Genomic DNA, 22,170 nt, shown 5'->3' with positions numbered 1-22,170 from the left:
GAACAGTTTGCCGGGTATGACGGTGCTAATTGTCTATGTCCCAGATAATGGGGCCTTGTATTTTTAAGGTGTTTTTCATTTTGTTCAGGGATACTGTCCAGGATAATTCAGCTTGTATGTGCTCAGACATCGCATCGCAGGGGAAATAAAACTCAATGCGATAACTGGTCGTAAAAGTGCCGGTTAAGCGGTCTGTCTGGAAAGTGGTCCGCGGGTGTATAACGTCTATTTCATAAACTCTTGGTGAGCCCGCGTGATTCTTATGATATTCCAATATCATGTCATTCAGGAAGGTTGTTATTTGTTGTTGTTCAAGAAAGACATTAAAGTCGAATTTTTCTCCGGTTAGACTGTCGGATGCTTCAGTTTTTAAAGCTATGGTTATCTCGGGGTTCATCTGTTATTTATCTTTTCCTGGTGCTTGTTTGTCGATCAGACCCTTAAAGTTATGGTCTGGTTTAATATAATCAAAATCCTTCCAGTACTGGTCTGCATAGCGCTCTACTCCGTGCTGGAAAGAATAATTTTCGGGCATTATATTTTTTTTAGAGAAGTTGGATTTAACGGCTGATTCCGGCCGGACGAATAATTCTGCACTCACCAGAAGTTCACCTGCTATTTTCTGTTTTTTAGCTTCGACCTGATGCGTAGTAGCGATCTTATAGAAATAAGGATACCATTTATCTCCGTTCATAGTGTACCTGAGAGAAAGCAATTCATTAGTTTTCTGAAAATGGTAACCAAGGAGCATAAGCAGTGGTCTTTGCACGAATGAAATGTCAGATTTTGCAAAACGCCTGCCTTTATCACTGTAGGAGATTTCAATCGAAGCAACAGCGAAGCTTTTTTTGATAACAATAACAGACCCCTGATACAATGCCTCTTTGACCCCTGTTTTCTGATCAAATTTGATAATATATGCTTCTTCGCCGTCCACTGCAGTATATCCCGCAATTGTATAATTATACCTCGATATATATCGCTCTCCGAAAATAGATCCGGGGTTTTTAAGCAGGTCATTTGCCAGCACGATATACGGTACACCTTCAACCGCTGCATGAAATGAGTTTTCAACAATTCGGTCACCAACTTTTTTAAGGTTTCGCTCTTTATTGATGATAATTCGATTTTTTTCTTTCACGCGCTGGTAACCGGGATTCAGGATCTGCAGGCTCGCTTCCGCAAATGAAAGATAGTTATCATCTATTCTGGCAATTTCCCGGTAGAATCCGGTGGATTCAAAGGCTGTAACCGGATAGTTTTGTGTGATATTACGCATAGCTTTACGGATTATCGCTTCGCCATTAAGTGCAGAGATTTTCACTTCCTGCAACTGACTAACCACACTTTTCATTTTAATCGTAATTGGGTTAGTGAGTTGTTGTATAGGTGTATATAGTGTTTGATAACCAATATAGGAGATTATTAACTGACCTGTCGTCCCGGCCGGAATCCTTAAACTGAAATCTCCATCAGCATTTGTCATAGACGCAATGCTGCTACCGATTTTCAGATTCACATAAGGCATACTTTTATTTTCTTCGTCTACAATTTTCCCTGAAAGCAGATCTGAATTCTGAGCACTGGTGTTTAGAAAAAACAAAGAGAACGAGATGATCATCGGATATTTAGAAACTCGCATTATTGTTTTTTTACTAATATAGTTATCAGGCTAAGAGCAGCATTTTTTTTAACGTTATTTAACCTATTTACCGGATCAAAACAATCATTACGAATTGTATTTATAAATTCGGGAAAATTAGATCCTAAACCTTTAACTTATAAACAATGGATAACGTTCAGATCAGAAAAGACACAGCAGGATGCGAAGATATCATTCATTTAAATAATGCGGGAGCAGCGTTGATGCCGGTATCTGTCGCCAATGCGATTCGTGGATATATCACTATTGAAGAACATATGGGCGGTTACGAAGCTGCAAATGCCAACAGGGAAAAAATAGATGATTTTTATGAGTATGCTGCACGACTGCTACATTGCAACAGCCGCAATATTGCTTTTACTAATAGTGCCACTGATAGCTATAACCGTGCTTTGTCTGCGATACCGTTTCAGAAAGGGGATGTGGTATTATTGACCGAAAATGACTATCCATCTAATTTCCTTGCATTTATTTCTTTGAAGAAACGCTTTGACATTGAACTTATCCAAGTCAAAAATAGCCCTGGAGGGGAAATTGATCTGGAAGACCTGGAAGCCAAACTAAAACAATATCAGCCCAGACTGCTTTCGGTAAGCCATATTCCTACAAGTTCCGGGCTGATACAGCCGCTGGCCGAGATAGCAGAACTAATCAAAAACCAGGAGACGATCTTTTTATTGGATGCTTGTCAGTCAATGGGGCAAATTGAATTAGATGCGGTAAAAAGTCATGCACATTTTGTGAGCGGAACCTTCAGGAAGTTTTTAAGGGGCCCAAGGGGGGCGGGCATATTATATGTGTCAGATAAAGCCCTTGAGTCTGGTTTGGAACCCTTATTTATCGATATGCGTGGAGCCGAATGGATCGATGATTACGCTTATGTTGCACGTCCGGATGCCAAAAGATTTGAAGACTGGGAAACGGCTTATGCCTTGATGATGGGCGCAACCGAAGCTATCCGGTATGCGCTTGAAGTAGGTATTGCAAATATTGAAGCAAGAAATCAGGAACTGATCAGTTACCTGAAAAAAGAACTGATTAAGTTGCCTGGTATTCAGCTGCAGGACCGCGGGTCCAGACAGTGCAGTATAGTTACCTTTAGCATTGAAAATACTAATGAAGTAGAGCTGAAAAAATATTTATATGGAAATGGAATCAATATCTCTACTACACCAAGGGCCGCAGCAATAATAGATTTCCGGGAAAAAGGGATTGACTGGGTTGCCCGCGTATCCCCGCATTATTATAATACAGAGGCAGAAATCGACAGACTTATCAGTGTCCTGAAGGGAATTTAGTCAGAAATTATTATTCATATTTGCAGGCAATAACGAATCGCAGCATGAAATTATTACTGGTAGAAGATGATCTTCGCGTATCCGAACTGGTCAAAAGAGGGCTGGAAGAACAAGGTTTTCAGGTAGAAGTAGCTTTTGACGGTTTAATGGGTAAGAAGATGATGCTGGCAAACCCTTACGACCTGATTATTACAGATCTGGTTTTGCCACATATTAACGGGATAACACTCTGTCAGGAGATCAGGAAAGTATGGCCTGAAATTCCAATTATCATGCTCACCGCTTTAGGTACAACTGATGACAAAGTTGACGGGTTTAACGCAGGTGCAAATGATTACCTCGTCAAGCCCTTTGACTTCAGAGAACTTCATGTACGAATCAAAGCACTTTTACAAAGGTTTGGAAATGAACCTAAAGAAGATTCGTCAAACCTCAGTTATGCAGACCTGGAGATGGATCTGAAGACTAAAACCGTAACCAGGCAGAATAAGGAGATCGGACTCACCCCTAAAGAATTCAGGTTACTGGAATATATGATTCGTAACAGGGAACGTGTCATTACGCGCGTGGAGATTTCGGAAAATGTCTGGGATACAAACTTTGATACGGGGACTAATTTTATTGATGTTTACATTAATTACCTGCGTAAGAAAATTGACAAAGATTTTGAGCCAAAGCTAATTCATACGAAATTGGGTATGGGATTCATTTTTAAAGAGCATTAAAAACCTTAAGTTATGAAGATCCGCTCCAGGCTTACAATGGTTTTTACACTTCTTTTTGCGGTAATCTTTATTGGCTTCGCATTTTTTACCTATTATTCTTCCGCTGCTAACCGGGAAGATGAATATTATAAACGACTGCGTCAGCTGGCCGTTACCAAAACCAACTTGTTGTTGGATGCGAAGGTCGCACCTGGTGTGCTGCAGCTGATCTATAAAAATACGCCCAATAATCTATTTCAGGAAGAGGTTGCTATTTATGATACATTTTTTAATTTGTTATATCATGATGCCGTAGATATCGATAAGATCAAAGAAACCAGGGCGATGATTAACACTATAGTCACAAATGGTGAAATTGAGTTCAAACAGGGGCAACTGCAGGCCGTCGGATTTCTTTATATGTATAAAGGAGATCAGTACGTAATCACTGCGGCAGCCAAAGATGAGTATGGGCTGGCCAAAATGGCTAATTTAAGATTTATTCTTATCCTGGCTACTCTGGGGAGTATTACGTTAACCGTTTTTGCAGGATATTTTTTCGCTAAACAGGCACTTAAACCGGTGGCCGATATGATTGATGATGTGGAAGAACTTAGTGCCAGTAATCTCGATCTCCGGTTAACCATACCTAATAATGGTAAAGATGAGATCGCTGAACTAGCTATTACTTTTAATCAGATGCTGGATCGGTTGGAACACTCATTTTCCTCACAAAAAGAGTTTGTCTCCCATCTTTCTCATGAACTCAGGACGCCATTGGCGACAGTAATTGCCGAACTTGAAATTGCGCTGAATAAAGAAAGAACTGCAGATCAGTACCGCGAATCCATTGTACAAGCTTTAAATGATGCACGCAGACTTACACGACTTTCGACCAGCTTGCTGGATCTGGCTAATGCCAATTATGACCCCACTCAAATTAGTTTTAAAGAGTTAAGGCTCGACGAACTGCTACTGGATGCGCGGCAGGAACTTACGGGCAAACAACCCGGTTATAAAGTCAGTTTGATTTTTGATCACGATGCAGAAGATGATGATCTTATTACCGTTTTAGGAAATGAATACTTGTTAAAGACAGCTTTTATAAATCTGATTGAAAATGGGTGTAAATTTTCTGCGAACCAGGAATCGGTCATATCTATATCCTATGACCTGCATAAAAGTGTGCTGCGCTTTTCTGATACCGGAATTGGCATTCCTGAAGCAGACTTGCCTAATATTTTCCAGCCTTTTTTCCGGGGTTCAAATGAGACCTTCGCAGACGGCAATGGAATTGGACTTGCACTGACCCAGAAGATTATTACTATTCATAATGGAGAAATATCCGTTTTCTCCAGAACCGGCGAAGGAACAACCTTCCTTATTGAGCTGCCACACCTGCCAGTGTTAGGAAATCTCCACTTTTAAGCCAATTATAACGGGTTTCTAATTACATTCTAATAGCTTTCTAACGGCCCCTCTAAGGGGCCGTTGCTACTTTTGTGCCACAATAAAAAAGATATATGGATAAGCCTCCGTGTTATACCTGGTCTAAAATTCACTCTCCTTTTTGGGCATAACAATTAGTTATTCCTGAGAAGGAACAACTAATTACAATATGAAATTAATTTTAATAAGCAGTGTATTCATACTGCTCATGGCCTCTTGTGCCCAAAAAAGAGCTGAAGAGAAATTAGAAAATTATACTTTACTAGGTGATACGATTAATATTCCCGAAGCTTCCGGAATCAGAAAAGTATTACAAACAGATACTGTTGCAAGGGATAATTTTCAGTCCAGCCTGCAAGCAGCAGCGACTATTAAAGCTATTCCAAATTTATATGCTGCTGTCGCGCCGCCCTTTTCCGGAAGAATAACCCGGGTGTTTCTAAAACTGGGTATGCAGGTAAAGGCTGGCACCCCATTATTCGAAATAGCTTCCCCGGATTTTATTGATCAACAGAAAAATTTCTATGCGGCAAGGTCTGCTTCTATCGCAGCAGAACTTAATCTCAAAAGGCAGACGGATTTAAAGAATAACGGGGTTGGATCTTCTAAAGACCTGGAAGAAGCACGAAGTTTATTCGAAATCAATCAGAAGGAATATCAGAATCAAAGTGCTGCTTTAAAGATCTATCAGGTAGATCCGGAAAAAATGGTGCTGGGACAGTCACTGGTCATCTATTCGCCCATTACAGGAGATGTCATTTCAAATGAGGTAATCAGCGGTCATTTCCTGAAAAGTGATGAACCTCCACGTGCTGTTATTGCAGACCTCAGCCGGGTATGGGTATCGGCTTCAGTTAAAGAAAAAGATATCAGTCAGGTGCATACAGGTGATGAAATATTAATATCGGTAGCATCCTATCCGGGAAGGAAAATATCAGGCAAAGTTTATCATATCGATGAGCTGGTCGACGACCAGACTCAAAGCATTAACGTGTTAATGAGCTGTGAAAATACAGACCGGGCTTTAAAACCCGGCATGTATGCTACGGCAACTTTTAAAGAAAGTCCCCGTCCGGTTACTGTCATTCCGCTGAAAGCTGTCTTGCAGGACGGGCAAAGACAGTTTGTGTTTGTACAGATCACTCCTTTTAAGTTCATCAGAAGAACTATAGAAACTGGGTCTGAGGTTAAGGGGAAGATCGTAGTACGTACTGGTCTTGAGCCCGGAGAAACGATTATCACGGCAGGTGGATTTTACCTTCAGGAAGCGAAATAGAAACGTAAAAATAAGCAGAAGATGAAAAATATTATACTAACGGCCCTGCAGAAACGCTGGCTCATGCTCGCTTTGTTTTTAATGCTGGGCATATTCGGTTATTATTCCTGGACAAGGCTGGCTATTGAAGCCTATCCGGATATTGCAGATGTAACTTCACAAGTTGTGACCCAGGTACCCGGACTTGCAGCTGAAGAAATCGAACAGCAAATCACAATTCCCCTGGAAAGAACATTAAACGGCATGCCCGGGCTGCATGTCATGAGAAGTAAAAGTACGTTTGGACTTTCTGTCATTACTATTGTATTTAAAGATGGTACAGATGACTATTTTGCCCGGGCAAGGATACAGGAGCGGTTAAATGAAGTAACCTTGCCTTACGGTGCAATGCCTGGTCTGGATCCCCTGACTTCACCTACGGGTGAGATCTATCGGTACATTATTGAAGGTAAAGGTCATAGCCTGCGCGAATTAACTGATCTGCAGAACTGGCTGATTATACCCAGGATCAAACAGGTATCCGGTGTCGCAGATGTCACAAATTTTGGCGGGATAACCACCCAGTATCAGGTTGAGTTAGACCCCGCAAAACTGGAGCAATATCATTTAAGCATAGCTGAAGTACAGGAAACGATTGAAAAGAATAATGCAAATGCAGGCGGCAGCATGCTCAATAGTGGGGAACAGGCTTACGTAATCAGGGGAATTGGTCTGGTCGGCAGCCTGAAAGATCTCGGGCGCATTGTTGTAAAATCGGATAAAGGTATTCCGGTGCTGCTTAATGAGCTGGGTTCTATCCAATATGGTCAGCTGGAGCGGAAAGGCATACTTGGTTACACAGATCGTAAACGAAATTATAATGAAAGTATTGAGGGGATCGTTCTGCTATTAAAAGGGGAGAATCCGTCCGAAGTATTGGAGGGTGTAAATCTGGCTGTTGAACAACTTAATGGTGGTTTATTGCCGCCGGATGTGAAGATCCACACTTTTTTAGACCGGACATCGCTGGTCGATACAACATTAAGAACAGTTTCGCATACCCTTTTTGAAGGTATGGCCCTGGTAATTGTCGTGCTCATTATCTTCCTTGGCAGTTGGCGGGGAGCTTTACTTGTAGCTATCACTATTCCGGTTTCACTGCTGATCGCCTTCATTTTGATGAAACTGACGGATATTCCCGCAAATCTGCTCTCACTGGGTGCTATAGATTTTGGGATTATAGTAGACGGCGCTATCGTTATGATGGAAACCATCCTGCGCAGAAGGGAAGAAAATCCGGAGGATGAACTACAAGAGAAGCCGGTTGCGCAAATAGCTTTAAGTGTAGCAAAACCGATATTTTTTGCAACAATAATTATCATTACAGCCTATCTGCCATTGTTTGCTTTCGAAAGGGTCGAGAAGAAACTGTTTACACCGATGGCTTTTACTGTTGGGTATGCTCTGCTGGGTGCACTTGCGGTAGCGCTACTGCTCATCCCCGGACTGGCTTATATCTGTTATCGTAAGCCGCAGAAAATTTATCATAACCGCTGGCTGGAGAAGTTGGGCGCTGCTTATCACAGCCGGATTACTAAAATGCTGCTGTTAAAGAAAAAGATCTTTATCCCGTTAACGATCGTCATGACAGGCGCTGTTATTCTGGGTACAACTGTCGGTCAGGACTTTCTACCGCCGCTGGATGAGGGCTCAATCTGGCTGCAGGTTCAGTTGCCGCCCGGCATTACAATAGCACAATCCCGTGAAATGAGCGACACCCTTAGAAACCGGACTATGAAGCATGCGGAAGTGACTTATATGATGGTACAGGCTGGCAGGAATGACGATGGAACTGATCCATTTACAGCATCACATTTTGAATGCTCTATAGGAATATTGCCTTATAATGAATGGAAACGCGGCAAAACCAAGGCCGATCTTATTGAGAAACTTGCCAGAGACTATGCAGATATGCCTGGGTTTAAGGTTGGCTTTGCCCAGCCGATGATTGATGGCGTAATGGACAAGATCTCAGGTGCACATAGTGAACTGGTGGTGAAGGTTTATGGTGATGATTTCAAGGAAACCCGCAGAATAGCCGAAGGCGTGGAAACTGCATTAAAAACAGTAAAAGGTGCTGTTGATATTGCTATTGATCAGGAACCGCCGCTGCCGCAGTTGCAGATCCACGCGGACCGTGAAAAGATAGCGCGGTATGGGTTGAATATATCCGATGTGAGCGATCTGATAGCTGTTGCACTTGGTGGGAAAGCCATATCAGAAGTTTTTATAGGAGATCGGGTTTATGAGGTAATCTGCCGGTACAAAGAAGATACAAGAGATACACCGGAGAAAATTTCCAACCTGATGCTGACTAATAAAGACGGGGTTAGAATACCATTAGCACAGGTGGCAGATATTCAGCTGAATACCGGGGAGAGTACAATCACCAGAGAAGCCAACAGCAGGCATCTTACTGTAAAACTTAATAAAAGGGGAACAGACCTTAAGACACTGCTGAAGACTGCGCAGGACAAAATTGAAAAAAGTGTCGATTACGATCATCAGCATTATAAAATTGAGTGGGGTGGACAGTTCGAAAATCAGAATCGTGCTTATTCCCGGCTGCTGGTTATTGTTCCACTGGCACTCGCCTTGATGTTTCTGCTGCTATATGCTGCGTTTGGGAAGTTCAGCCATGCGGCATTAATTATGTCTATAGTTCCTTTAGCCCTCTTTGGTGGACTGCTGGCCTTAAATGTCAGGGGAATGACGTTAAACGTATCTTCTGCTGTTGGGTTTATTGCGCTGTTCGGTGTAGCAATCCAGAATGGAGTATTGATGATTTCGCATATCAATACTTTGCGTGTACAGGGGCTGAACCTTAAAGATGCGGTTACAGGCGGAGCAAGAGATCGTTTCAGACCGGTTCTGATGACCGCAACGGTAGCTGTACTTGGCCTGTTACCAGCCTCTTTTGCAACAGGTATCGGATCCGACGTGCAACGTCCGCTGGCGACTGTGATTGTTTACGGACTGCTCTTTTCCACTATACTGACATTATATGCTCTTCCGGCCTTGTATTACCTCATGGAACGTAAGCAGGAAGAGATAGAATCAAAAACAAACATTCAACTAGATCAAACAATAAATGGAAATGAAATTATTTAATATCCGGATAAGCGGTATGATCTGCTTTATATTCCTGATGTCCGGAATGCCTGTTTTTGCTCAGTTGGATGCCGGAGCGCAAAAAAATGAGATTTCCCTTGCTGCATTTCTGGAAAGGGTTAAGACCGGTAACCTGGGGTATGCAGCAGAAAAGTTTAACGTTTCAATTGCCCGGGCAGAAGTATTAGGTGCGAAGGTATTCCCAGATCCGGAGCTTAGTTTCGGGCTGGAAGATGTCGGAGAGCGCCGCATGAAAATGGGTTATGCTTTTAACTCGGGGCTAAGTTATAACCTGGAACTGGGGGGTAAGAGAAAGGCAAGGATTAGTATAGCGGAACGGCAGGCGGAGTTGAGTGAATTAATGCTTTCCGACTATTTCAGAAATCTTCAGGCAGAGGCCGCTATAGCTTTCCTGGAAGTCCAGACGCAGCAGGATTTGCTTAAAGTCAAAATGAGTTCCTACGAGAAAATGAAACAGCTCAGCACCGCAGATAGTATACGATTCCGGTTGGGGGCTATTACAGCTGTAGATGCCAGGCAGTCCAGGCTAGAGGCAGCCAGTCAGCTGAATGAGGTATTTCAACAAGAGGCAGACTGGAGAACTGCTTTGGCCGGATTAAATCAAATCAGCGGAACGGCAGACGATAAGTCTGGGAATCCTGCAGCCGACTTACTCGCATTCGACCGTGAATTTAAATTGCAGGAGCTGATTGTATCAGCATTAAATCAACGGGCAGATTTACAGGCTGCAATAAAAAATAGAGAGTTATCCCAGGGAATGTTACAACTGGCTAAAGCCAATCGGCTTGCCGATCTGGGGATCTCAGCAGGTGTGACTGCCAGTTCCGTAGTTGCGAACAGCGTGGCACCAACACCATCGTCTGGAAGTTTCACGCTGGGAATGACTATTCCACTTAAATTTTCAAACCGCAATAAGGGCGCATTAATTTCTGCTGCTTATCAGGCCGATCAGACGGTTGTGCAATACCGGGAAACGGAATTGCAGATACAGACCGAAGTTACCCAGGCCTATTTTAATTACCTGGCGACAAGTAAACAGGTGAAGCAGTTCTCTTCAGGAATGCTGGAAGATGCACGGGAAGTGAGAGATGGAAAAATTTACAGCTATAAAAGGGGTGAAACCAGTCTGCTTGAAGTATTAAATGCCCAGCGGACTTTCAATGAAGTACAGCAGAATTATCTGGAAACTTTAAAGAATAATGCCGTCGCACTGGTAGGCCTGGAAAAAGCAGCAGGCATTTGGGACCTGAATCTCTAATTATTGCGCATCAAATAAGAATGAAAACACTAAACAGATGAAAATGAAAAAAATAGGGTATATACTGATTTGTATTTTAATAGCAAATCAGGCTATGGCACAAGAAAATTTGGCGGAAATTTATAGGGTAGGGAAGATCAAACTAGCTGTGAAAGCCGGGTTTACAATGTTCAGGGTGAAAGGTAATGGCGTTTCCGAATTATCAGCTGAGGGAAAATCCTCCAATCTCAATGGTTTCTTTACTGGTTTGGAAGGTAATATTGAATTAAATCGTTTTTTAGGTCTGCAGCATAGTATTGCAATTATTCAAAAAGGTGCTTTATTGCAGTTGAAAGATGAGCAAGGTCAGCTGTTTGATAGTAAATACAGAAACACTTACCTGGAAATTTCCCCTGTAAGTTTAACTTTTAACCTCAAGTTGCTGCAATTATATGCAGGGCCGTATTTTTCACTGCTAACGGCCTCTTCAATCCAGCGAAAAAATGGTTCCGGATACTTATATAAAGACAAAAGTATTTTTGGTGACGCCTCTTCTGAAGGCGGTTATACGCAAAAAATGGATGCTGGATTTTCTACCGGGATGAATTTTAACTGGAAACAGATCTCCGTCGGGTTCCGGTATGTGCATGGATTGGCACCAGTGATAGAAAATTCGGCGAATATCCATGGACAGGAAAGTATCTATAACCGTGGGCTGGTTTTTAGTACTGGTTACAGCTTTTAAAGCTAAATTGTATATTTGAAGGCTGATTCACAGATCAGTCAAATATATATTCGAATGAGTGAAAGAGAATTTTTAGCCTATTGCCAAAGTCAGGTATCAGGAGATTTAACGGAAGAAGATTTAGTGACCATGCTTACCGCATGGGGGAGTATTAAGTATAGCGAAGGGCATACCCGCGCAATGGAAGAAATGAGGGACGGACAATCTGCTGCAGACTAGTCTTGAAAAAGTAAAGAAGTTTTTTGATGCCATTTTTGTATTTTCAGTAATGGCAGGATATGTGAACTTTATCGGTATTTTGTCTTTTTTCTTTAGCGCTATTTCTGCAATTGAATGTTTACCTGTATCATGAAGATCACGTGCTTTAATGCTAACTGAAGCTTTTCTGGCGATAGGCCCGGTGGTCGCTCTCAGGCAAAGATTTGCATTAGTTGAAAGCACTTTTAATCGAATAATTTAAAGTTTAGTTGTAACAACTAAAGTATTAGCTGATATTTGATCAAAAGAACTAATTAATGGATGTAAAAGATTTGACTAAAGTTGAAAGTCAGTTAATGCAAGTGCTTTGGAAATTAGATAAAGCTTTTGTTAAAGAAATAATCAAAGAGCTACCTGATCCTAAGCCTGCATATAGTACAGTTTCTACCATTATCAGAATTTTAGAAAATAAAGGTGTGATTGGCTATGAGGCTTTCGGCAAAACTCACCGTTATTTTCCGCTTATTACAAAGGAAGAGTATATGCGTCATGAGGCAGATAAATTTCTAGGCAATTACTTTTCTAACTCTGTACAGGATATGTTTTCATTTTTTGTTCGTGAGAAAAAGATTGACTTGAAAGATGCAGAGCAATTACTGAAAATGATAGATAATATCAAAGACTAAGCAGATGGAAATGCAGCTTTATTTTTTTTGGTCGAGTATTTCAATGGCAATATTCTACCTGTTTTATTTGTTGTTACTCAGACGTGAGACCTTTTTTCTCGTAAATAGGATTTATTTGTTATCTGCGCTTAGTTTGTCAATCGTGCTTCCATTGATTGATTTTTCCGTCCTAATGCCTTTACCGAAAATGGAATTAATGTTTTCTTCACTACCTATTACTGGGAACGGAAAATTAACAATTGTAGATGAAAAGAATTATAGTTGGTTATCCACCATTTATTATACCGGTGTTCTGCTAACCTCAATTTGGTTACTGATTAAACTTTTTGGTGTAAAAAGACAGATCAAAAGGGCTGAAAGTGGAAGTGCGTTTTCATTTTGGAAAACCAAAGTAATTGACCAGGATTTATCTAATTTTTCAGCAATTAATGCGCATGAAGATATACATGTGACGCAGTTGCATACACTAGACATTCTATTGATTGAAGTAATAGGCATATTTTTTTGGTTCAACCCACTAATTTATAGTTATTCAAGGAGTCTCAAATTAATTCATGAATATCAAGCGGATGATCATGCCGCGAGTTTTGCAGAAAGCAAGAGACAATACGCTATGATGCTATTTCTACAGAATTTTAAAGCTGGCCCGATCTTGACAAACTCTTTTAACAGTCCGTTCTTACTAGAGGCAAGGATTAAGATGTTGCAGCGTAAAAAATCAAGCTCATATCAAATATTAAAATATATTTTAGTTATGCCCCTGATGGTTTTATTAATCACACTGTGCTCGTTCAGGTCTGGATATTTAAATGGCGGGGGTACAAATATAATTGACAAGGCAGCAACTTTTCAGGGTGGATTTTCCGCTTTTAGCGAATATTTGCTAAAAAATACAAGAAACGATTCTAAAACAAATGGTAGAGTAGTAGTAAGTTTCATTGTAGATATTGAAGGAAAGATCGATGATGCAAGAATTGATAGTAGTTTAAATGAAACCTGCGATAATGAAGCATTACGGGTAATCAAACTGAGTCCGAAATGGATACCAGCGTTGAAAAATGGGAAGAAAATACGCTCAGCTTATCAAATTGGTTTGAATTTTAAGTCTGATAATCAATAGTTTAACATCAATAACTAATCTATTAGTTGTGAAATCTAATTTATTAGTTGTATAACTAATTTATTAGTTATATGTTTGGTTTTGTAAAAATTCCAAACATTATGCCTTTTAAATCTCTTAAATCTGCAAGTTTATTTTTCCTACCAGGTTTCATTTTGCTGTTTAGCGCAATGTTCGTTAGCGCTCAGGATAACACTGGCACAGTGACAGGAGAAGTAGTGGACGAAAATTCTGTTTCCCTGCCGTTTGTTCAAGTAACTTTAAAAAGCAGTCGGGATTCCACTAAGGTAAAAGCGCTACTTGCAAATGATAAGGGACAGTTTGTTTTTAAAGCCGCGACAGGAAAATATTTCGTTGAGCTAAAAATGATGGGCTATGGAACAGTCTACTCTAAAGTTTTCAATGTTGTCAGTGGGGAAAGCTCGGAACTGGGCAAAATTCAACTAAATCCGATCACTACTCAATTGGCGGGTGTAAATATTTCCGCGGAACTTCCGTTTGTAGAAAGAAGAGCTGATAAGCTTATCGTCAACCTAAATGGACTGGGTTCAGGTGCGCCAATGATGGAGGTAATGAACCAATTGCCAGGTGTTGTCGTTACACCGGATGACCGGATCACCCTGAATGGTAAATCGGTTCAAATCTACATGGATGGGAAAGCGACAACACTATCTTCTGAAGCATTAGCTGGCTTATTAAAAGGAACCTCCTCATCAGCAATTCAAAAAGTTGAACTCATAGCTCAACCTTCAGCCAAATACGATGCCGCAGGAAATGGTGCTATTATTAACATTATCCGAAAACGCAATTATAAAGCAGGATTGAATGGAAATATTTACGTTGGTGGGGGCAACGGAACATTTGGAAAAGCTAATGGAGGTATCAATCTTAACTATAAAGGCAAAGCTTATAATTTACTTTTAAACCTGGATTATAACTATAACAAATACTTTTATAACAGTTATATAGTTTCCACTGTTTTTAATGGGGACATGCCTAGTCAGTACGTTTCTGATGTTAAAAGTGACAGAACTAATGCCAATTACACACCGAATTTAGGAATAGATTTTTACCTCTCTAAACGCACAACCTTATCAGCTTCGGTAAAACCAGGGTTTCAGCATTTTAGTCGTGATGGCGTTGCTGACATCTATTCTACTCAGGCAGGGGTAGCCAGCACTCAATCACAATTTCTTAATAGGGTTGATATTCGGGCAACAAACTTTTCCTCCGGATTACGACTGCAACATCAGATTGATACTGTGGGAAGGGAATTAACAATTGACTTAGATTATTACCGTTATGGAAATTACAACGATCAAAATAATAGATCAATTGCTTTTGATCCTGCATTGGATCTTCCTAGCGTGATAGCTCAAGACCGCGTTTTTGATATCTATGCATTTAAAATGGATTATTCTCATCCATTAAAAAATGGTTACCAACTAGAAATGGGCGTAAAGACAAGTTATGTAAATTCTGATAATTCTAATTTCTATCAGGATCAAAATAGTAGCCAAACTGATCTGTTTAATTATGATGAGAGTATATCTGCAGTATATTTAACTTACGGTCACACGGGAAAAGCATTTTCCTATCTATTAGGTGTTCGAGGTGAGTATACACACGGACAGGGTGAGCAGCAGTTTGGAACAAACCGTTTTACAAGAAGTTATTTTCAGCCATTCCCATCTTTGCATTTTGATTATAAAATTACAAAAAACCAAAATCTTACTTTAGGAATCAATAAAAGGATAGAAAGGCCTGGCTATGAAAGTCTGAACCCACTGGTTCGTATCATCAGCAGTAATAATCTACAACAAGGGAATCCGACACTTAAACCTGTAATTGCATATAACGCAGACTTGTGGTATGGCTTTAAGAATGCACTTTTCCTTGGTCTTACCTACAGTTACAGTCTTGATGATTTCACAAGCGTTTCCATTCCTCTTCAAGATGGCATCACAACCACATTGCCCGGCAATGCCGATTATAGTAACTATTATACCCTGCAAGCTATGTATGGCAAGCAAGTGCTGCCTTGGTGGTATACGAGTTCAAATGCTATTCTGTCGAAACGATCTTTTAAAGGTGTAGTTAATGGTAATTTGCTAGAGAGCGATGGCATTGCCAGCTTGTCGGCAACTTCTTATAATAGCTTCTCTTTAAGTAAAAATTTCTCTGTAATGTTTTTATTCAATTACCGAGGAAAAAGCGTGGATAGAACCATTACCAATCAGGCTTTCGCTTACTTAACTGCCGGTGTCCGGCATCAGTTTTTAAATAAACGCGCCTCAGTCCAGCTAAATTTTATGGATGTATTTAAATCATACCGAAATTATTATCAACAAAATAGTGGTACAGTACAGCAGTTATGGCGAAACCAATTTGAAACCAGAATGGCTAAATTAAACTTTAGCTACAACTTTGGTGGCACGATAAAAACTATCAAGAAAAGCAATGGAGCCGAAGATGAGAAAAAGCGTAGCACAGTAAATGAAAACTAAAATTTTCCATTATGTCAAGGATTCTTGTATATATTGATTGCTACCAGTTATCAGAAAAGGGTAGTATACAAACTTTATTTGAACTACTTATTTTTTACAATTTTCCCTTAAACTATCGCTCTTTTTGAAATGTTCTTCAGATCTATTAATCATTTTTTTTCCCCATGTGATACTAGAAAACAACCCGTCACGATATGCCCATGCATGTAACAATGCTGCCGAAAGATGCCCCACTACCATCAAGAATAGTAACCAGGCCATTACCCTGTGAGCGTCATGCAACAATGCATATAAAAATGGACTTTGCTGGAGGATTGAAGGAAGATTTATACCAGGAAAAAGCTTTACAAGGAAACCTCCAGCGGATAATTGTGCCCATCCTGTCAATGGCAAAGCCAGCATCATAGCGTAAAGTAACCAGTGCAGAGTTCCTGCTGCTGTTGACTGAAAGTTAGATATGCTAGCAGGCATTTTTGGTACTGAAAAACTTAATCTGTTTATAAAACGGATAATTACCAACAGCAGTATAGCAATACCTATAGGCATATGGAGGTCGAGTAACCACGGTCTCCATGTTAAGGAGGTCATCATACCCAAGCCGACAAATATCATGGCCAGTATCATTGCTGCCATCAGCCAGTGCAAAATCCGGGCAGTGGTATTGAAGTGGGTTGGAGGAGCCGAAGGTATATTTTTCTTTCTAGCCATGGTTACTTATTTTTACGATTATCGTTTTGACGTTTGCCTACTGCATCCGTAGCCTTACCATAGCCGATCTCCCGTACACGACTGTTGTGAGAATGAGAATAAATGCCTGCCCGAGCTAGCAATACCGGGTCATCAGAAAGGGTAATCCCTTTTGGTACACGAGTAGGATCAAAGTTAATATCTCTGCAACCACCATTCGCCTGATCAAAAACATGGGACACTTCTAATGTCCCGGCCACTATCTCTCTTCGGCTTTCTGGCCAAACCTGTGAAGGGTCATTTACCGGATCACCTGATTCGGCTAAAGTAACTACCAAATCCCAGTATAGAGGACCTTTTTGAAGCCGCTTTTTCAGATCTTCAAATAGGAAGTCATGGCTGGCCTGTTTACGTTGGCTAACGCTCCAAGACGTGAAAGACGCGTGTGGGCGCATAGACCAGCGTATTGCCTGCTTTTTGCCATTTTCAGCAATCAAAATGAACGAATTAATAACGTTGTATTGTGCTCCGGCAAAACTGCGGGTCCAGGGTGCAGCAGCATCCCATGTTACATATTTCTTTGCTTCTGGATATTCTTTCAAGAAAGCTTTAACTCGTGCTGGATCTGGAGTGCCCGTAGCCGGAGTAGGCTTATATGCATCCATTTGTTTCAGAAAACCTTTTGCATCACGGGTGGCAAAAAAGGGTTCATTATTTAGTTTCATACGCCATTGCTCCCCGTCGTCAGCAGTAAGCATTAAGGCCATACTAACCGTTCGGGTGGAATTATCAGGGGCATAAGGATCAGGACTACCTAATGAGAAACGGCCTACAGCTGGAACTTTCTGCTGGGCAAATACTCTCGCAACAGAAAATGGGACGCCCTTACCGGAGGCACGGAAAGTGCCATCGAAACAGATACCCTTACCATGGGCACGACGGTAGCCTGCCGGAAATGTACTGGGAGTATCCTTTAGGAATGTTTGGGTAGTAGTTCTTCCGCCAACCAGGCCTGCTGACCAGGCAAACGCAAAGAATAATGTACTTGCAATCAGACAAATACCGCAAATTATAAACAGAACCCGCTTTGTTCTGAGATAGGCAATTAATGAAGTCTTTTTCATACTAATGAACTATGATTAGTTGCCGGGACGCAACAGTGAATATTCAGTCTTGAAGTGCAATTTTCCATTTTTTGTTATTTTACATTGCAAAAGTAGAATAACAGAGAGGGCGAAAAAATACACTTTTGCGCTAAAGAAAAGGACTTTACTGCTTTGAGAATTCTTTTGGGGTGAGACCGGTATGTTTTTTTGTAAAACGTGTTAGATAAGCGGGTTCCGCAAATCCCAGATCGTATGCTATTTCCTTCACAGTCTTTTTACCAAGATGCAATTCCTTTCGGATCTCCATAATAATACGATCCTGTATTAGATACTTAATATTTTTATTGGTGATACTATCACAGATCTGATTAAGCTTTTTTGCTGAAATATTTAGCTGTTTAATATAAAAGGTCGTTCCTTTTTCTTTAATGAAATGCGTTTCTATCAAGCTCATCAGTTTTCCAAAAATAGGATAGTCAACATAATCTCTTGGCCCTGGGTTTCCTTCAAAAATAGATGATACGTGAAATAAAAGTGAAAATACATAGCTTTCCATCATTAAAGCTCTATTGTCTATACTGTACTCTGCTACAAGTAATTCAACAATGTTTCTCATTGTTCTGGCATTTCTACTGTCAAATGATACCAGCTGGTTTATAAAAAAACCATTTAGATAATCAGAACCTATTTTTTGATTTATCCAAAAGAATACATCATTATGGATTAAAATTAAATATCCTTCTTTATCAGTCACGTCAATTTTAATATTCTGGTATGGGTAAATGACTACGGCCTGATTGCAAAACAGTTCGAAATCAGTAAAGTCAATGCTTAAAGTAATGTTTCCGTCTATAGCTGTACTCCATATTAGTTGATGGAAATTAAATCGCTGATAATGATTGAAAGTACCTTCACCTAAGTTCTCCAACTTAAACACCTCTACAAATGGTAATTTTGTAATAGGCTGATTTAAAATGTTATTTTTCAAAATCGATAGTTTACTCAAGATAAATATAGGTTAAAATTTCATTCTCATATTTAAAGCTGACTACTGTAATAGAAAAAGCAAGGCTCAAAAAAATAAGTCGTTTAGAAGCACTTATCCTGCAACGCATTGCCAACTAAGAAAAATTTAAAGAATTCAATTGCTTTATGGTATAACACCACCATGTCGCGATAATGCATTAGTTGTTGCTTATTGCTGCGTTAAATAAATTGTTTAAAGCCTGTATGCAACCTTCAAAAACTCTTAAAGTGTTTCAGGTTTTCTGCCAAGTATATTTTTAAGGTGTTGAGAAGGGAAATCAAATTCCGACTGTGCGATTAACATAAATGTACTTTCCATTGTTAATTTCAAAATATAAACCCTGTATTACTAGACCTTATAAAGGTGAAAAAACGCTAAATTTCGACAGCCATTTCTGTTTATTTATTTCATCTTGTAATGGAATGATTCCTATGGATCAACCACGATTTAGTCTAGAATACTTGCATACATTATAGTTTGCCCTTATCATACCCGCCAGTTTATATATCAATTGACTCTAATATGTTTTAAAGAAAAAATTAATTAAAGTCGATGTCAAGAAGCTGCCAATTTAACATCTTATATATGGAATATCCTACTGAAATGTGCCGTGTGTTTCATTTTGATTAATTTACAAACGACATTCATTTTGTAGTTTATTTCTGTGATTTTTCCCCCAATCAGCAAGTGTATTTACAATGGGAATAATTGTCTTCGCATATTCAGCTGGCTCATAAGTAACGATAACAGGTTTAGCTCCAGCTTCAACTTTACGAACTATAACACCATTTGTTTCCAAATCCTTCAATTCATTTGACAACACCCTGGCAGAAATACCCTCCAGGGCTCGATGTAATTCATTAAAGCGATTATATCCACTAACGATTCCTACTAAAATACGTAATTTCCACTTACCTCCTAGAACATGCAGAGCATCCTCAATAGCATTTAAACTTTGAGAACAAGCTAAACTTTTGAATTCATTTTTATCGTTTTCACTTTCCATATATTTTACGCAACTAACCTCTATGATAGTACTAACCTTTAGGTTACAACTTAATTAATACAAGTGAATATACATAATTTTGCTTTATTAACTGAAGGCTGTTCCTACTGTAAGTAGTGAATAATTCGCATAGCTATGATACTGAAATAAGTGTAAATCATGGCTGCAGATTATCTTTTAACAATGGAATGTTTAAGTTTTGCATAAGTGGTAAACTAATCACAAAATCATAATACTTAATAAAATAAAAATGAATACAACAAAAAAAGTGCTCTTGATCAACACACATTTAACCTACCCTAATCGGTCGGAAGGGCTATTAAATCAGGCATTTCATCAAAAAGCAAAAGACTTTTTCCTGTCAAAGAATTTCGAAGTTTTAGAAACTAAAGTTGAGGATGGATATAATGTGGATATAGAGGTAGAAAAACATCTGGCAGCAGATATCATCATTTTACAGACCCCAATTAATTGGTTTAGTGCGCCTTGGATATATAAAAAATACGTGGATGAGGTTTTTGACGGCGGATTCATTAAAACGACATTCTTTGTAAACGACGGCAGAACACGCCAGGATCCGACCAGACAATATGGAACAGGTGGAAAAATGATGGGAAAGAAATTTATGGTTAGTAGTACATGGAATGCGCCACAGGAAAGTTTTGGCAATAGAGATCAGTTTTTGTATGAGGGTAGAAGTACAACTGACGCCTTAATAAATATTACAACGACTTATCGTTTTTGTGGGGTGGAAATTGTGCCGGATTACAATTGCTTTGATATTTACAAAGATGGCGATATCTCAGGCACCTTAGAAAGGTATCCCGAACATTTAGAAAAAGTTTTTAGTTTGTCTTAGTCAATCAATTCAGTTTTGTACGTAATTAAGATAATTATTAGATTAAGTTATTTCATATGTAGCCGACAAATTCAATGAATGTAGTTATTGGTCATTCATACTCATTATTTTAATTTTAAAGAATGGATTTAAATCAATTAAATATCCATTGATAAACCTACTTAATGCAATAATAGATTCGAAAGGATCAAGTTGGGCACCACGGATACCCTTTATAATCAATGAAGAGGATTTTTTATTGTGCTATTCATACAAGATAAAATATTTCTACCTTGTAGCATACACCACTGTTTTAACGTTTATTGGTTATGAGAAAATTATTAGTTTTATTGACATTAGGCATTGCTTTCAGTAGCTGCAGTACTGCCCGTAAATCCAGTGGCAATGGCCAGATCGAATTGAAAGGTACGATCGAAGCTGCTGGAATGACAACCTACCAGTATGGAACACACACGCTGAAATCGGCAGATAAAACCTATGCTTTACGGAGCAGTGCCGTTGATTTGGGTACTTACGAAGGTAAAAGTGTTACTGTACATGGAACAAAAGTAGAAGGATACCCGGTAGAAAACGGCCCGGATTTTATCAATGTAACAGCTGTAAAACTTCAATAATTGACACCCCATGTAAATCTACCTGTATATATGCTGGTAGATATTGAACTATGGTCGGATGCTATAAAACAGATATAAGTTTCCACAATAACTTGCTCTTTACTAGCAGGTAAAATGAGGGTGTCGATTCCCAGAGCACGTTTGTTGCCAGATGTTTCAAAAATAGCCAGTTCTTTTTCGGGAAGGTAAGCCATAAGCATCACGTGGTCATTGGATCTTGAATTTGATGACTCCGTTGATGTTTCCCATGTGAATTCCAAACCATTTAAAGCGATGTTTACGTTCACAGCAGGCGAATTCTCGAGCGTCCCTTCACTCCATATCAATTTACTGTAATCAATAAATTGGTTGGGGTAAACCCCCTGTACTGCTTTATGATTGGAAGAATAGGCGACACAATATGGAGATTTTATCTCCAGCGACGCTATTAATCCAAATCCGGTTTTAAAAAAGGTATTCGCAGCTTTGAGAAAGCTATTCATGAGCTTCATTCGCTGCTGACTGGCTAGTAATGGAATAGATTGCGTCTTTTTTCTGGCGCCGATTGATCTTTTGACCCATTTTCCATTTAGCAGATATACAACCTCATTTCCAGTTTTTCCCGAAAAACCATCGGGTAGGTTTGATTTTAAGATGGCCATATAACTATTGATTAATCAAAATTCTTTTATTGATTTGTAAATTAATCAATTATAAATTAAATTCAAAATTACGCTATCACATTTCTACCTTTTATTTAAAATCTATTAACATTTAGAGTTTGTTTGAAACGGATTTAAAAGGGTATCCATACGGTATTGAGTCGGTGTTGTTATAC

20 protein-coding genes are annotated in these 22,170 nt (G+C 39.5%); 13 read left to right on the top strand and 7 right to left on the bottom strand.

Translation table 11 applies throughout. The annotated features are described in order from the left end of the window. Positions 1-25: 25 nt before the first annotated feature. Both BM192_RS08040 and BM192_RS08035 read right to left on the bottom strand, forming a co-directional pair. Positions 26-397, bottom strand: coding sequence for a hypothetical protein (locus tag BM192_RS08040; protein ID WP_037443653.1), 372 nt, complete (start codon positions 395-397; stop codon positions 26-28). Between the two features lie 3 nt (positions 398-400). After that, the gene (locus tag BM192_RS08035; protein ID WP_074963946.1) at positions 401-1,642 is read right to left on the bottom strand and encodes a carboxypeptidase-like regulatory domain-containing protein; all 1,242 of its coding nucleotides are present in this window, start codon (positions 1,640-1,642) and stop codon (positions 401-403) included. Between the two features lie 146 nt (positions 1,643-1,788). Between BM192_RS08035 and BM192_RS08030 the strand changes: the two genes are divergently transcribed. The 11 genes from BM192_RS08030 (at position 1,789) to BM192_RS07985 (ending at position 16,054) form a co-directional block, all read left to right on the top strand. Further along, the gene (locus BM192_RS08030) at positions 1,789-2,961 is read left to right on the top strand and encodes an aminotransferase class V-fold PLP-dependent enzyme (protein ID WP_037443649.1); all 1,173 of its coding nucleotides are present in this window, start codon (positions 1,789-1,791) and stop codon (positions 2,959-2,961) included. 44 nt (positions 2,962-3,005) lie between these two features. After that, positions 3,006-3,686 (top strand): response regulator transcription factor, encoded by a 681-nt coding sequence (locus tag BM192_RS08025; RefSeq protein WP_037443648.1) that lies wholly within the window; start codon positions 3,006-3,008, stop codon positions 3,684-3,686. 12 nt (positions 3,687-3,698) lie between these two features. Then, a complete protein-coding gene (locus tag BM192_RS08020) occupies positions 3,699-5,093 on the top strand; it encodes a HAMP domain-containing sensor histidine kinase (RefSeq protein WP_037443645.1) in 1,395 nt (464 codons plus the stop codon). A gap of 190 nt (positions 5,094-5,283) precedes the next feature. After that, complete coding sequence (locus BM192_RS08015) at positions 5,284-6,390, top strand: efflux RND transporter periplasmic adaptor subunit (RefSeq protein ID WP_037443641.1); 1,107 nt, start codon at positions 5,284-5,286, stop codon at positions 6,388-6,390. A 21-nt stretch (positions 6,391-6,411) separates the two neighbouring features. Then, on the top strand, positions 6,412-9,540 hold the full coding sequence (locus BM192_RS08010; protein WP_037443639.1) for an efflux RND transporter permease subunit: 3,129 nt from the start codon (positions 6,412-6,414) through the stop codon (positions 9,538-9,540). Continuing rightward, complete coding sequence (locus BM192_RS08005; protein WP_169741380.1) at positions 9,527-10,819, top strand: TolC family protein; 1,293 nt, start codon at positions 9,527-9,529, stop codon at positions 10,817-10,819. Before BM192_RS08010 ends, BM192_RS08005 begins: the two co-directional genes overlap by 14 nt. 43 nt (positions 10,820-10,862) lie before the next feature. After that, on the top strand, positions 10,863-11,543 hold the full coding sequence (locus BM192_RS08000) for an outer membrane beta-barrel protein (protein WP_139218417.1): 681 nt from the start codon (positions 10,863-10,865) through the stop codon (positions 11,541-11,543). Between the two features lie 54 nt (positions 11,544-11,597). Then, positions 11,598-11,762, top strand: a complete 165-nt coding sequence (locus BM192_RS20915; RefSeq protein ID WP_157282919.1) for a hypothetical protein — start codon at positions 11,598-11,600, stop codon at positions 11,760-11,762. Between the two features lie 296 nt (positions 11,763-12,058). Continuing rightward, positions 12,059-12,427: a BlaI/MecI/CopY family transcriptional regulator gene (locus BM192_RS07995; protein ID WP_037443634.1), complete on the top strand. Its 369-nt coding sequence runs from the start codon at positions 12,059-12,061 to the stop codon at positions 12,425-12,427. A 172-nt stretch (positions 12,428-12,599) separates the two neighbouring features. Next, positions 12,600-13,547, top strand: coding sequence for a M56 family metallopeptidase (locus tag BM192_RS07990; protein ID WP_037443631.1), 948 nt, complete (start codon positions 12,600-12,602; stop codon positions 13,545-13,547). Positions 13,548-13,648: 101 nt separating this feature from the next. After that, on the top strand, positions 13,649-16,054 hold the full coding sequence (locus BM192_RS07985; RefSeq protein WP_169741379.1) for an outer membrane beta-barrel family protein: 2,406 nt from the start codon (positions 13,649-13,651) through the stop codon (positions 16,052-16,054). Between the two features lie 87 nt (positions 16,055-16,141). Here BM192_RS07985 and BM192_RS07980 read toward each other — a convergent pair whose 3' ends face one another. From BM192_RS07980 to BM192_RS07965, 4 genes are all read right to left on the bottom strand, one after another. Next, entirely contained in the window at positions 16,142-16,762 is a 621-nt protein-coding gene (locus BM192_RS07980; RefSeq protein WP_037443626.1) for a cytochrome b, read from the bottom strand. Positions 16,763-16,764: 2 nt separating this feature from the next. Further along, positions 16,765-17,865, bottom strand: a complete 1,101-nt coding sequence (locus tag BM192_RS07975) for a catalase family peroxidase (RefSeq protein WP_051760177.1) — start codon at positions 17,863-17,865, stop codon at positions 16,765-16,767. Between the two features lie 145 nt (positions 17,866-18,010). Continuing rightward, on the bottom strand, positions 18,011-18,835 hold the full coding sequence (locus BM192_RS07970; protein WP_037443624.1) for a helix-turn-helix domain-containing protein: 825 nt from the start codon (positions 18,833-18,835) through the stop codon (positions 18,011-18,013). Positions 18,836-19,505: 670 nt separating this feature from the next. Then, positions 19,506-19,880, bottom strand: coding sequence for a winged helix-turn-helix transcriptional regulator (locus BM192_RS07965; RefSeq protein WP_037443621.1), 375 nt, complete (start codon positions 19,878-19,880; stop codon positions 19,506-19,508). Between the two features lie 250 nt (positions 19,881-20,130). On the opposite strand from BM192_RS07965, the gene BM192_RS07960 reads away from it, so the two are divergent. After that, positions 20,131-20,739, top strand: a complete 609-nt coding sequence (locus BM192_RS07960; protein WP_074587630.1) for an NAD(P)H-dependent oxidoreductase — start codon at positions 20,131-20,133, stop codon at positions 20,737-20,739. Between the two features lie 308 nt (positions 20,740-21,047). Next, a complete protein-coding gene (locus tag BM192_RS07955) occupies positions 21,048-21,353 on the top strand; it encodes a hypothetical protein (protein WP_037443617.1) in 306 nt (101 codons plus the stop codon). Here BM192_RS07955 and BM192_RS07950 read toward each other — a convergent pair. Beyond that, a complete protein-coding gene (locus tag BM192_RS07950) occupies positions 21,347-21,994 on the bottom strand; it encodes a DUF6266 family protein (RefSeq protein WP_051760175.1) in 648 nt (215 codons plus the stop codon). The two genes, BM192_RS07955 and BM192_RS07950, sit on opposite strands and share 7 nt — an antisense overlap. Between the last annotated feature and the right edge of the window lie 176 nt (positions 21,995-22,170).

Origin of the sequence: Pedobacter antarcticus (assembly GCF_900112985.1) — a bacterium.
Classification (GTDB): domain Bacteria; phylum Bacteroidota; class Bacteroidia; order Sphingobacteriales; family Sphingobacteriaceae; genus Pedobacter; species Pedobacter antarcticus.
Note: the sequence above shows the minus strand (reverse complement) of the source record. Positions and strands in the feature narration are given on the sequence as shown.